14 protein-coding genes and 1 riboswitch are annotated in these 12158 nt (G+C 74.4%); of the genes, 9 read left to right on the forward strand and 5 right to left on the reverse strand.

The annotated features are described in order from the left end of the window. The first annotated feature begins 186 nt into the window (after positions 1 to 186). Both ABD332_RS22800 and ABD332_RS22805 read left to right on the forward strand, forming a co-directional pair. Entirely contained in the window at positions 187 to 525 is a 339-nt protein-coding gene (locus ABD332_RS22800; protein ID WP_344504439.1) for a hypothetical protein, read from the forward strand. Continuing rightward, a complete protein-coding gene (locus tag ABD332_RS22805; RefSeq protein ID WP_344504070.1) occupies positions 522 to 1028 on the forward strand; it encodes a roadblock/LC7 domain-containing protein in 507 nt (168 codons plus the stop codon). The genes ABD332_RS22800 and ABD332_RS22805 overlap by 4 nt, the downstream gene beginning before the upstream one ends. Positions 1029 to 1077: 49 nt before the next feature. Here ABD332_RS22805 and bluB read toward each other — a convergent pair whose 3' ends face one another. The 3 genes from bluB to ABD332_RS22820 form a co-directional block, all read right to left on the reverse strand. After that, positions 1078 to 1698, reverse strand: coding sequence for a 5,6-dimethylbenzimidazole synthase (gene bluB / locus ABD332_RS22810; protein WP_344504071.1), 621 nt, complete (start codon positions 1696 to 1698; stop codon positions 1078 to 1080). A 38-nt stretch (positions 1699 to 1736) separates the two neighbouring features. Further along, positions 1737 to 1939: riboswitch (cobalamin riboswitch) on the reverse strand. Between the two features lie 150 nt (positions 1940 to 2089). Beyond that, the gene (locus ABD332_RS22815) at positions 2090 to 2776 is read right to left on the reverse strand and encodes a metallophosphoesterase (protein ID WP_344504072.1); all 687 of its coding nucleotides are present in this window, start codon (positions 2774 to 2776) and stop codon (positions 2090 to 2092) included. A 70-nt stretch (positions 2777 to 2846) separates the two neighbouring features. Beyond that, the gene (locus tag ABD332_RS22820; RefSeq protein WP_344504073.1) at positions 2847 to 3587 is read right to left on the reverse strand and encodes an MBL fold metallo-hydrolase; all 741 of its coding nucleotides are present in this window, start codon (positions 3585 to 3587) and stop codon (positions 2847 to 2849) included. Positions 3588 to 3658: 71 nt separating this feature from the next. Between ABD332_RS22820 and ABD332_RS22825 the strand changes: the two genes are divergently transcribed. After that, a complete protein-coding gene (locus ABD332_RS22825; protein WP_344504074.1) occupies positions 3659 to 4609 on the forward strand; it encodes a GlxA family transcriptional regulator in 951 nt (316 codons plus the stop codon). A 66-nt stretch (positions 4610 to 4675) separates the two neighbouring features. On the opposite strand, the gene ABD332_RS22830 is transcribed toward ABD332_RS22825, so the two are convergent. Next, complete coding sequence (locus tag ABD332_RS22830) at positions 4676 to 5368, reverse strand: HAD family hydrolase (RefSeq protein WP_344504075.1); 693 nt, start codon at positions 5366 to 5368, stop codon at positions 4676 to 4678. 69 nt (positions 5369 to 5437) lie between these two features. Here ABD332_RS22830 and ABD332_RS22835 point away from each other — a divergent pair, with 69 nt between their 5' ends. From ABD332_RS22835 to ABD332_RS22845, 3 genes are read left to right on the forward strand one after another with little or no spacing between them, the layout of a single operon-like run. Next, the gene (locus ABD332_RS22835) at positions 5438 to 6871 is read left to right on the forward strand and encodes an MFS transporter (RefSeq protein ID WP_344504076.1); all 1434 of its coding nucleotides are present in this window, start codon (positions 5438 to 5440) and stop codon (positions 6869 to 6871) included. Positions 6872 to 6912: 41 nt separating this feature from the next. Then, entirely contained in the window at positions 6913 to 7599 is a 687-nt protein-coding gene (locus tag ABD332_RS22840; RefSeq protein WP_344504077.1) for a dienelactone hydrolase family protein, read from the forward strand. A gap of 10 nt (positions 7600 to 7609) precedes the next feature. After that, positions 7610 to 8575, forward strand: a complete 966-nt coding sequence (locus ABD332_RS22845; RefSeq protein WP_344504078.1) for a quinone oxidoreductase family protein — start codon at positions 7610 to 7612, stop codon at positions 8573 to 8575. Between the two features lie 111 nt (positions 8576 to 8686). Here ABD332_RS22845 and ABD332_RS22850 read toward each other — a convergent pair whose 3' ends face one another. Beyond that, entirely contained in the window at positions 8687 to 9499 is an 813-nt protein-coding gene (locus tag ABD332_RS22850; protein WP_344504079.1) for an alpha/beta hydrolase family protein, read from the reverse strand. Positions 9500 to 9597: 98 nt separating this feature from the next. On the opposite strand from ABD332_RS22850, the gene ABD332_RS22855 reads away from it, so the two are divergent. The 3 genes from ABD332_RS22855 (at position 9598) to ABD332_RS22865 (ending at position 12073) form a co-directional block, all read left to right on the forward strand. After that, a complete protein-coding gene (locus ABD332_RS22855) occupies positions 9598 to 9999 on the forward strand; it encodes a hypothetical protein (RefSeq protein ID WP_344504080.1) in 402 nt (133 codons plus the stop codon). An 81-nt stretch (positions 10000 to 10080) separates the two neighbouring features. Continuing rightward, the gene (locus ABD332_RS22860; RefSeq protein ID WP_344504081.1) at positions 10081 to 10818 is read left to right on the forward strand and encodes a hypothetical protein; all 738 of its coding nucleotides are present in this window, start codon (positions 10081 to 10083) and stop codon (positions 10816 to 10818) included. A 502-nt stretch (positions 10819 to 11320) separates the two neighbouring features. Beyond that, complete coding sequence (locus ABD332_RS22865; protein ID WP_344504082.1) at positions 11321 to 12073, forward strand: hypothetical protein; 753 nt, start codon at positions 11321 to 11323, stop codon at positions 12071 to 12073. Positions 12074 to 12158 lie beyond the last annotated feature (85 nt).

Below are 12158 nucleotides of genomic sequence, written 5' to 3' on the forward strand. Positions count from 1 at the left end.
TGCGTGCGCTCACCGGCAGTGACCGGTGGATCGGTTGAGAAGCCAGCCGGCTATGAGCCGTCTGGCTAAAAGCTGCGTCGAAGGGTGCAGCGAAAGATCGCTTCGTGCGAGGCTGGCCGCGGCACCCGCACCAGCTCAGGAGGCACGGATTTGAGCAACAACCTGGATGTCGCGCTGAAGAGCGCGATGAACATCGAGGGGGCGTTCGCGGTCGCGCTCGTCGACTACACCAGCGGCATGACGCTGGGCACCCTCGGCGGCGGCGCCGACTTCGACATCACGGTGGCCGCGGCCGGCAACACCGACGTCGTGCGGGCGAAGCTGCGCACCATCGAGATGCTCGGTCTCGGCGAGCCGATCGAGGACATCCTCATCACGCTCGACAGCCAGTACCACATCATCCGGCCGCTGCACTCCCGCAACGGCCACGGGCTGTTCCTGTACGTCGCGCTCGCGAAGGCGCGCGCCAACCTCGCGCTGGCCCGCCACCAGCTGCGCGCGATCGAGGAGGGCCTCGAACTGTGACGTCCGGCTTCTTCGGCGGCGCCCCCGACGAGGACGGCCTGCCGCGCAGAGAGGGCCTCGAGCCCGGGGGCGGCGTCGGTCAGCTGCAGTCGCCGCAGTTCGGCGCGCGGCCCGAGCCGCTCGACGCCGCCCTGTCCCCGGTGCGCGCCGCGATGGCGGACCTGCGCCTGCGCGTGCCGGGGGTCCGCGGCAGCGTGCTCGCCGGCGTCGACGGCCTGCTGGTCACCTATGACCTGGGCGCGTACGACGCCGGCGGAGGCACTGAGCCGCACGACGCGGCCGCGCTGGCGGCGACGACGTTCGGCCTGGGCCGGCAGGTGGCGCTGGTGCTGGGGCAGTCACCGTTCCGGGACGCGACCATGCGCAACGACGGCGGCTACTTCACCGTGTACGCCGTGGACGGCAGCACGCTGCTCGCGGTGCTCGGCAGCGATGGGCTCAACGTCGCCCGCCTGCACCTGGAGGCCCGCCCGACCTGCCAGCAGCTCGCCGCGCTGCTCTGAGCCCCGCCCCGGTCCCGCCCGGCGCCGTGCCCGCCCCGCGCGGCGCCGGCTACCAGCGGTCGTGATGCACGGCGTCGGCGAGCGGTGCCCGGCGGCGCCAGCCGTGCCGCTCCAGGTCGGGGACGGATTCCAGGTGGGTCACCGGGCCCAGGCACAGCCAGGCGACCGGGCGGATGCCGGCCGGGACGCCCAGCAGCTCACGGACGAACGGCTCGCGGTAGAACGACACCCAGCCGACGCCGAGCCCCTCCGCGGTCGCGGCCAGCCACAGGTTCTGGATGGCGAGGCAGACGGAGTAGAGGCCGGCGTCGGCGATCGCGTGCCGGCCGAGGACCGCCGGGCCGCCGCGGCCAGGGTCGTACGTGACGACCACGGACAGGGTCGACTCCAGCACCCCGTCGATCTTGATGCGGGCGAAGGCCGCGGCCCGGTCGGCGTCGAGCGTCGCGGCGAACGTGTCGCGTTCGGTGCGGACGTGGTCGTGGAAGGCGCCGCGCAGGGCGGGGTCGCGGACGAGGACGAAGTCCCACGGCTGGGACAGGCCGACGCTCGGCGCGGCGTGGGCGGCGCCCAGCACGCGGTCGAGGACGTCGGCGGGGATCGGCGCGCCATTGAACTGGCCGCGCACGTCGCGGCGGCGGTGCACGACGTCGTACAGGTCGGTGCTCATCAGGGCAGGCTCCCGCTGCTCGTGGCCGCCCGTCACGGACGGCCGGTGACCGCGAGGCCGGTCTTCGGACTCTCGGATCAACGCCTGCACCGTCCGCCTTCCCAGCCCTGAGGCCAGTGACCGCGCACCGCTGGTGCGCATGGACGGCAGCTCCCCGATCACCGCGGCGGGCCCGTGCCGGATTCACACCGGCTTCCCGATTCTCCCCGGTCGCCCGGGGCACCTCGCTTCAGTTCGTGCCGTCCGGCAGCATACGCGGCGGCCCGGCCGGGCCGCGGCATTCGCGGACCGCAGGGGCTCAGTCCGCGGCATTCGCGGACCGCAGGGGCTCAGTCCGCGGCATTCGCGGACCGCAGGGGCTCAGTCCGCGGCATTCGCGGACCGTCAGGGCTCAGGGCACGCAGAGCCGGTAGTGAGTGGTGAGCCGGCCGTCCTCGACGAGGTGGAACGCGAGCGCCGGCGGCGGCTCGGGCCGGTCCTCGGGCTCCCACGGCAGCACCATCGTCGACTCGACGCCCGGCGCGGCGAGCACGGGCACGCCCGCGAACGTGCCGACGGCGGCGCTGTGGACGTGCCCGCACAGGACGGCGAGCACGTCCGGGTGGCGGCGGAGGACCTCGGCGAGCCGGCCGGCGCCGAGCTGGCGGACCTGGTCCGCGGCGGGCTTGCCGACCGGTACCGGCGGATGATGGCAGCACACGAGCGCGGGCGTGCCCGTCGCCGCCGCGAGGGTGCCGTCGAGCCACCGGAGGGTGCCGTCGTCGAGCCAGCCCTCGGCGTGCCCGGGCACCGACGAGTCGCACAGCGCGAACAGCACCCCCGCCACGGTCTCGGCGCGGTCGGTCCGGAACGCGGCCGGGTCGTCGTGGTTGCCGGGCACCGCGAGGACGGGCACACCGAGCGTCCGGAGCCGGCCGAACGCGGCGTATTCGGCGTCGAGTCCGTGGTCGGCGACGTCGCCGGTGACGAGCACGGCGTCCACCGGTTCGCGGAGGCTGCCGATGTACGCGATGACGCGGTCGAACCGGTCGGGCGGCTGCGCGCCGAGGTGGAGGTCGCTGAGGTGGGCGATGAGCACCCCTGCCGGTTACCCCGGCACCCGCGCGGCTACCGCGGCGGGTGCGCGTCGCCCGCCGCGGTCCCGTGGTTTATCGAAGCAGGCGGGCGCTGCCCGCGGTTTCGAAGGCGGCGCGGACGTCGGTGATGCCCTCGGTGAAGTGGGCCCAGCTGTCGACGTGGACCGGCACCACGGTCTTCGCGTCCAGGAGCCTGGCCGCCGCCAGCATCCCGGTCGCGCCGAGGGTGAGGTCGGCGTCGCCGAGCAGCGCGGTGCGGGCCCGGCCGCCGAACAGGATCGCCACGTCGACGGACGGGAAGCGCTCCGCGACCGCGGCGACGACGTCCAGCGACGCGTTGTCGCCGCTGACGTAGACGGTCGGCAGGCCGTCGCCGTGCAGGACGAACCCGGTGACCGGACCGGTGAGGTGCTCGGTGCCGTCGGGGCCGTGCTGCGCGGGGACGGCGGTGACCCGCACGTGGCCGTCGCCGCCGGGCCGGGGCAGGTCGGTGTGGGACCACGGCTCCAGGCCGGTGACCTGGCCGCCCAGGCGGGCGGCCGCCGCCGGGGTGCTGAGCACCACCGGTACCGACGCCGCGAACGCACGACCGAGGGTGTCGAGGTTGTCGGGGTGCTGGTCGTGCGAGAGCAGCACGACGTCGACGGCGCCGGCGTCGTCGGGGGTGCCGGCGGCGGGCTCGGTCTTGGTCAGCACGCGGCTGCCGAGCGGGTACTGCCCGGGCGGGTCGAACGTGGGGTCGGTGATGAACGTGACGCCACCGACGCCGAACACCACCGTCGGGCCGCCGAACCGCTGGAACTGCATCGTCATGGGCATCACCTTCGCCGGTCCCGGCGCCCGCCGGCAGTGGCCGGAACGCCATCCTCCGATACGATCAAGCCATGACGCGCTCGGCGACGACGGTCGGGGTGCTCATCGGCGACGGCGCGCCGATGCTGGAGGTCGCCGTGGCACCCCGGGTGTTCGGCGTCGCGGCCGCCTTCGACGTGCGGACCGCGGGGGAGCACCCCGGCCCGCTGACGACGACGGCCGGCATCGCCCTCACCGCCCCGCACGACCTCGACGACCTCGACACCGCCGGCGTCGTCGTCGTGCCCGGCTGGCGGGTGCCCGGCGGCGCGCCGGTCGCGCCCGGCATCCTCGACCGGCTCCGCCGCGCGCACGACGAGGGCGCCACCGTGGTCGGGCTGTGCCTGGGCGCGTTCGTGCTCGCCGAGGCCGGCCTGCTCGACGGCCGCCGCGCCACGACGCACTGGCGGCACCTGCCCGAGTTCGCGTCCCGCTTCCCCGCGGTCGACGTCGTCGAGGACGTGCTGTATGTCGACGAGGGCCTGGTCGTCACCAGCGCCGGCAGCGCCGCGGGCCTCGACGCCTGCCTGCACCTGCTGCGCCGCGACCACGGCCCGGCGCTCGCCAACGCGGCCGCCCGCGCCCTCGTCGTCGCCCCGCACCGGGCCGGCGGGCAGGCCCAGTTCATCGAGCGCCCGGTCCCGCGGCTGCGCGACGGCGACGCCGTGGGCGACGCGATGCGCTTCGCCCTGGAGCGCCTCGACGACCCGACCCTGGACGTCGACCGTCTCGCCGCCACCGCCCACCTGAGCCGCCGCACGTTCGACCGCCGCTTCCGCGAGGAGACCGGCTCGTCCCCGCTGCGCTGGCTGCTCCAGCAGCGCGTGCTGCGCGCCCAGCACGTCCTGACCACCACCGACCTGGACATCGACGCGGTCGCCCGCGCGTGCGGCTTCACCGACGGCGTCGCCCTGCGCCCCCACTTCCGCCGCCAGGTCGGGATCCCGCCGCACTCGTACCGCGCCGGCTTCCGCACCCCCTGACGCCGCCCGCTCCGCCCGGCTTCACGGCCGCCGCTTCCGGCTTGGCGGTGCGGCGGTTCCGGCGGCTCAGTGGGGGAGCAGGAGGGCGGGCAGGTCGCGCAGTGAGCCGATCCGGTGCGCCTCGCCGGGTGGGGCGGTGCCGGGGCGGTCGAGGTGGACGGCGTGCAGGCCGGCGGCGCGGGCCGGGAGGACGTCCAGGTCGTGGCGGTCGCCGACGCTCACGACGGTCTCCGGGGCGAGGCCCCAGCGGCGGCACGCCTCGGTGAAGACGGCGGGGTCGGGCTTGAACAGGCCGAGGGTCTCGGCGGTGTAGACGGGGCCGGCGAGGTCGCGCAGGCCGATGCGGGCGAGCTTGGCGGTCTGCTGCTCCTCGATGCCGTTGGTGAGGACGGCCGTGCGCAGTCCAGCCCGCCGGATCGCCGCCAGCGCCGGGCGGGCGTCGGGGTAGGCGGCCCACGACTGCTCGTACATCAGCAGAAAGCCGGAGAAGAGGGTGTCGAGCCGCCCGTCGTCCTCGCAGGGGGTGCCGAGCGCGGCGAGGAAGTCGCGGAGCCTGCCGCGGCGCTGCTGCTGGAACGTGACCAGCCCGGCCCGCCACGCCTCGAGGTGCCGCTCCTGGACCGTCGCCCACAGGGTCCGGGTGCCGGCGTCCGGCTCGACCCCGATCGTGGGCAGCCAGCGCAGGAGGGCCGCGCCGACGGCGGCCTCGTGGTCGAGCAGGGTGCCGTCGAGGTCGAGCAGGACGCCGCACAGCTTCACGCCGCGCACTCTACGGGGTGACGTTCATAACCCTATTTCCGATCGGAAAAGCAGGTATACGATCGCCCGGTGGAAGGGGTCAGGGCGCGGTGGGTCGTCGCGGTCTGCCTCGGCGCCGGGTTCACCACGCTGCTGGACCAGTCGGTGCTGAACGTGGTCGTGCCCGCGCTGCGTGGCTCGCTGCACGCCGGCACCGCGTCGCTGCAGTGGATCCTCGCCGGGTACTCGCTGACGTTCGGGCTGGCGCTGGTGCCCGCAGGGCGGCTCGGCGACCTGTACGGCAGGCGGCTGCTCTTCGTCGGCGGCCTCACCGTGTTCGCCGCGGGTGCGATCGCGGCCGCCACCGCCCGGCACGGCTGGGTCGTCGCCGCGGCCAGGCTCGTGCAGGGCTTCGGCGCCGGCACCGTCAACCCGCAGATCATCGGGCTGTTCCAGGACCTGTTCCGCGGGCGTGCCCGCGCCCGCGCGCTCGGGGCCTACGCCTTCGTCGGCGGGGTTGCCGGCATGCTGGGGCCGCTGCTCGGCGGGGCGGTGCTGCAGGCGGCCGGACCCGGGTCCGGCTGGCGGCTCGTCCTGGTGGCGAACCTGCCGTTCGCGGTCGTGACGATCCCCCTCGCGCTGCGCTTCCTGCCCCCCGGCCGGCCTGCGGGCCACACCGGCGACCTCGACCTCGGCGGCCTGCTGCTGCTCGGCGGCACCACCCTCGCCGCGCTGCTGCCGCTCGCCGGCACCGGCGGCGGCGCGTGGTGGCTGCTCGCCGCCGGCGCGGGGCTGGCGGCGTTCCTCGCGTGGGAGCGCCGGTGGACCACGCGCGGCCGCACCGCGATCCTGCTGCCGGCGCTGACCCGCAACCGGGGCTACGTCCTCGGCGTGCTCGTGGCCATGTGCTACTTCGGCGCCACCCTCGCCCTCAACCTGGTGCTGTCGCTGTACCTGCAGGACGGCCTGCACCACCCGCCGCTCGCCGCCGCGGCGATCGCACTGCCGAGCGCGGTCGGCTTCACACTGACGTCGGCGCTCGCCTCGGGGCTGCGGCGGCGGGGGACCACGGTCGCGCTCGGCGTCGCGGTGGCCGGCATCGCGGCCTCGATCGCCTCGGTCGAGCTCCTTCCGGAGGGGCAGGTGGTGTGGGCCCTCGCGGTGGGGCAGTTCGTGACGGGGGCGGCGGGCGGCTTCGTCAACTCGCCGAACCAGGCGCTGACCCTGTCCCACGCGCCGCCGGGCGCCAACGGGCTCAGCGCCGCGCTGCTGCAGTTGTCGCAGCGGCTCGCCGCGAGCGTCAGCATCGCGGCCGTCAGCGGCATCTTCCTGGCGACGGCGGCCGCGCCCGGCGGTCACACCGCCGCGATGGCCCACGGTGCGGCGCTGTGCCTGGGACTCGCCGCGCTCGGCCTGCTCTTCGCCGCCCTCGACCGAGACCGCCGCCGAGACCGCCGCCGGGACTCGCCCGGCCCGTCGCCCGTCGCGGCCGGACGCCCGTCGCGGGTGCCATCCGAGGACTGATCGCCGGCATCGGCCTCGCTATTGGTCGCCGTGGATGGGTGATGGCTAGCGTGGCCGGCGTGTACATCGCCCGGCCGGCGTCGACCGGTCCGCAGCACCGGGTCGTCGTCGGCCATCAGCTCTTCGGGATCGACGCGTCGGTCCGCGCGTTCGCCGACCGGCTCGCCGCCGAGGGCTGCCTGGTCGCCGTGCCCGACCTGTACCACCGCAGCGCACCCGGCGTCGAGCTCCCGCAGGACGACGAGGGGCGGGCCCGCGGCTTCGAGCTGCTGCACGGCCTCGACCGGGACGAGGTCGTCGCCGACGTCGCGGCGGCGGTCGACGTCCTCGGCGGCGACCCCGCCGGCGTCAGCATGGTCGGGCTGAGCGTCGGCGGGCACGCCGCCTATCTCGCCGCCGCGCGGCTCGGGCTGGCGGCGACCGCGGTGCTCTACCCGGGCTGGCTCACCGGCACCCAGATCCCCATGAGCCGCCCCGAGCCGACGGTGACGCTGACCCCTGCCATCACGGGCCGCCTGCTGTTCCTCGTCGGCGGCGCCGACCACGTCGTGCCACCCGGGGACGTCGCCACCGTCGCCGCCGCGCTGCGCGACTCGGGCGTGCGGCACGAGGTCGTCGTCTACCCGGACACGCCGCACGCCTTCCTGCTGCCCGGTCCTCCCACGTACCGCCCGGAGCCCGCCGCCGACGCGTGGCGGCGGGTCCTGGAGCTGATCACGGCCTCGTAGGGTTGGACGCATGCGCGCCATCCGCTGCGACCGCTTCGGCGGCCCCGAGGTCCTCTCGCTCACCGATGTCCCCGACCCGGAGCCCGGCCCCGGCCAGCTGCTCGTCGACGTCAGCGCCGCCGGCGTCAACTACGCCGACACGTATCGCACGCTCGGCACGTACAGCGGCGGCCAGACCCTGCCGTTCATCCCCGGCACCGAGGTCGTGGGGCGCACCACCGGCGGCAGGAGGGTCGCGGCGCTCACCTTCGCCGGCGGCGGCTACGCGGAGCGCGCCGTCGTGTCCACTGTGGACGCCGTGGACGTGCCGGACGCCGTCGCCGACGGCGCCGCGCTCGCGCTGCTGGTGCAGGGCCTCACCGCGTGGCACCTGCTGCACGGCAGCGCCGCCCTGCGCCCCGGCGAGACGGTCGTCGTCAACGCCGCCGCCGGCGGCGTCGGCACCCTCGCGGTGCAGCTGGCCCGGCACCTCGGCGCGGGCCGGATCATCGCCGCCGCGTCCAGCCCCGCGAAGCGCGACCTCGCCGTGTCCCTCGGCGCCGACACGGCCGTCGACAGCGACCCCGGCGGCTACCCGGCCCGAGTCCTGGCCGCCAACGGCGGCGCACCGGTCGACGTCGTGCTGGAGTCGACCGGCGGGCCCGCGTTCACGGCCGCGCTGGAGGTCCTCGCGCCGCTCGGCCGGCTGGTCACCTACGGCGACTCGTCCCGCCTCGGCCGCCCGCCCGTCGACCCTTCGCTCCTGGCCGACCGCAGCGTCGCCGTCGCGGGCTTCTGGCTGCGCCCCGTCCTCACCCGCCCGGACGCGTTCGCCGGGCCCCTCGGGCAGCTGCTGGGCCTGACCGCGTCCGGGGTCCTGCGGCCGCAGGTGGGGCCCGCGTACCCGCTGCAGGACGCCCGCCGCGCCCACGAGGACCTGCTCGCCCGCCGCACCACCGGCAAGCTCGTCCTCACCGTCGACCGGCCCCGCTCATAGCTTCACGCCACGCGACCGGTCTTGCTGACGGCCTTTCACGCCACGCGACCGGCGTCGCGACGGCTTCACGCCACGCGGCTGGCCTTGCTGACGGCGTTCGCGCAACGACTGTCATCGGGCCGGCGGGGCGAGGTGGCGGTCGAGGAAGGCGGTGACGGTGCCGGCGAGCTCCAGGCGGTGGTCGGAGAGCGCGTGGTCGGTCGGGAAGAGCGTGTGCTCGAGGAGGATGTGCGGCCGCTGCTCGTACGCGCGAACCAGCGGCACATGGTGCACCTCGTGCGGAGTGACGGGGTCGCGGCCGGTGCCGATCAGCAGGACCGGGCGGCCCTCGAACGCGGGGGCGAGGCCGGCCAGGCGCCAGGCGGGACCGGCGGCGGTCATCTCGCGCACGAGGGCCTCGCCGCTGGTGCCGCGCAGCGGAAGCAGGTCGCTGCCGAGCGCCTCCACGCACTCGGCCCGCACCACCGGATCCGCGCACAGCTGCGCCGCGGTGCCGACGTCGAACCCGGCGACGGACACGGTCGCGCGGACGGCGGGGTCGGCGGCGGCGGTCATCAGCGCCGCGAACCCGCCGAGGCTGTGGCCGGCGACCGCGACCCGCGACGGATCCAGGCGGTGCGTGGCCGCGAACGCCTCCTCGCGGACGGCGGCCACGACCGCGGCGGAGTCCTCCAGGACGTGCCGCCACGAGTAGTCGCCGCCCATGCCCCACGAGCCGCGGTAGTGGAAGACGAGCGCCGCGTAGCCCGCCCGGCGCAGCGCCTGCGCGAGGTCGAAGTTGCGCTCGTTGCCCGGGAAGCCGTGCAGGAGCACGACGACCGGGTGCGGACCGTCCCCGGCGGGCAGGTGCAGGACGCCGGCGAGGCGCTCGCCGCCGCTGGTGAAGCTGACCGCGGGCGTGCCGGCGTACGGTGGCGTCGTCATCGTGCGGACGCTAGCACCCGGCGGCCGCCGCGCAGCGAGTTGTCCAACGGTGTCCAACGACGGGCGATAGACAGATGTCACATCGACACAATGCACGCATGGCGGCGTCGCAACTCGTACACGATGAAGCGTTCTGGAACTATCGGGAGCAGACCCGGCAGAACGGCACGCACCAGCACACCGGACGGTTACGGGCCTGGCGGGAGGACGGCGGGCGGCTGCTGGCGATGCTGACCGTGCAGCCGTACTTCGAGGACTACGGCTGCACGATCCCGCAGCAGGTGCGGGCGAGGTTCCCGTTCTCGGGGCGGCTCGTCGACGTCGTGTCGTATGAACCGGGCTGGTGGGGCGGCAGCTGCCGGTACCACATCGCGGACCCGGCGCATGTGAGCATGCAGCGGTGGATGTCGGTGGACGCACGTGCGGTCGCCAGGCGTCTGGGGCCCGGGTTCCTGATCGACGACGAGGCGGACACGACGTTCGGCCAGCTCGGGGCGTGAGGTCGTTGCTGCTCGGCCCTGGTGGCGTAAATATCGGGTAAAACCGCATATATGCGGTTTGGCGTCCGTAGCGTCGGGTTGATGAGGATGGTTCACAGGCTGGTGGGCGCTCTGGCCGCCCTCGCGGTGACCGGTGCCCCGGCACTCTCCGCGCCCGCCACCGCACTCGTTCCTGTTCCCCCTGCGGCTTCCCCGTCTCCGGTGGGTTCGGCGCCTTCGTCTCCTTCTGTTTCGGCTCCTTCAGTTCCGGCTTCAGCCGCCGCTTCGGAGGATCTTCGGCCCGCGCTGCTGACCGCGGCGGACCTGCCCGACGGGTTCGTGCCGATCGCCGCGGCCACCAACGACAACGGCGCGGTCACGCTCGGTGGCAACTTTCCCGGCTGCCCCTCGCTGGACCCGGTGACCGGCGACGGCACGACGGCCGCCGCCGTCACGTACAGCAAGGGCGCCGTCGGCCCGTACCTGACGCACGCGCTCGTGCACTTCCCGACCGGCGGCGCCGCGACGGCGATGGACCGGCTCGCCGCCGCGGTCACCACGTGCAAGTCGTTCAGCCAGGAGCTCGCCGGGATCACGGTCCGCTTCACGCTCGCGCCCACCGAGGTGCCGACGACACTCGGCCAGAGCGCCTTCGGGGTACGCATGACCGGCGACACCGACTTCGGCATCGCGGTCACCGCCGACATCGTCGCCGTCCGCCGCGGCGAGTTCGTGCTGTGGCTCAACGACATGACCGTCGGCACCACACCCGCCGGCATGGTCACAACCCTCGCAAAGGCTGCCGCCGACCGCTGCGCCTCCCGCATCAAGGGCTGCTGACCTGCGTTTCGCCAACACCACGACCACGTACTACGATGCGTAGTGAGCCCGCTCCGCGCCGAAACTGCGATTTGGTGGCCGGTGTTACCGTGTGAGGGTCGGAACACGTCACGGGCATCGGTCTCCTCAACGAGTCGCCGGCCGACGAGTCCGCGGCTCGGGAGTGGTTCAGGAACCGCCGCCAGCGAGGACGACCCAACGGGCGCGGGCGACGTAGCGGGCGCGCGGCCTGACGCGCGACGGGGTCGGCGCCGGCAGTTCGGCTGCCGACGACGAGCCAGCCGGTTAGCTGGCCGCCGACGCCTTAGCCAGCGACGGCTAACCCAGCGACGGTTAGGCAGCGACGGCTTAAGGGCTGTCTCGCTCGTCTCCGGGGCCTGGCGACACCTCGCCAGGCGAGGTGTCGCCAGGCCCCGGAGACATCTTCGCCGCCGCATGTGGTGCTCGATGTTGTGCGATGCTCCCCGGCATGCGAAGGAAGGCGTGGCTGGCAGGTGCCGGGGTGGCCCTGTTCGCGGTGCTGGTGCAGGTACTGTTCGGCGTTGGCGGGCCGTCGGAGCGGATCGAGACCGTGCTGGCACTGCTGGTGCCGGTTGGCGCCACGGTGCTGCTCGCCCCTGGCCTGCGTTCCGCCGTTGCCGTCACGGCCGTGCTGGCCGTTGGCCTGATCGCGCTTGGCGTCTGGGCCAGCCCCCCGCAGGGAGCACTGTCACCACCCTCGCAGGACTGGTTGCTGCCCTACTACGGCCTGGTCACCCTGGTATGCCTGGTGCTGCTCCCCATGCGGGTCCCCGGCTGGTGGCGCCTGCTGACGATCCCGATGCTCGCGACCGCGGCGGTATTCCTCACCTGCTGCTATCAGCTCTCGTTCTTCGTCATCCCGCTCAATCCGTCAGGCGGCCCACCGAGGACGGGGGTCCGCGACGCCGACTTCTTGTCGCTGCCCGACGAGCTGAACGTCCACCAGCTCGCCCCCAGCTGCCTCGGCGTCCACGTTCCGTGCCTGCGCCTGTACGAGGTATGGAGCCGCCACGGCGCGCCGAACCCGGAGGTCATGACCCTCACCGCAGCAGCCCTGCGTGACCAGGGCTGGCCGATGATCGGTAACACCGAGGGTGCCTCCGGCTGCCGCCCGGTCCGCGGCGTCTTCACCTGGGCGGATCACTGTCTCTCACTACACCCGACCACGGAGTTCGTGGAACCCCGTCAGACCACGCACCCCGGCGCCATCGTCCTATGGGCCTCCAGCCAATAGGGGGTTGTTCATGAACCAGGAAGCGACCGACGACGGGTCAGCCGCCGCCGACGGGGTTAGCCGCCGACGGTGGCTTTGCGGGCCC

The organism is Dactylosporangium maewongense, from assembly GCF_039531485.1.
Taxonomy (GTDB): domain Bacteria; phylum Actinomycetota; class Actinomycetes; order Mycobacteriales; family Micromonosporaceae; genus Dactylosporangium; species Dactylosporangium maewongense.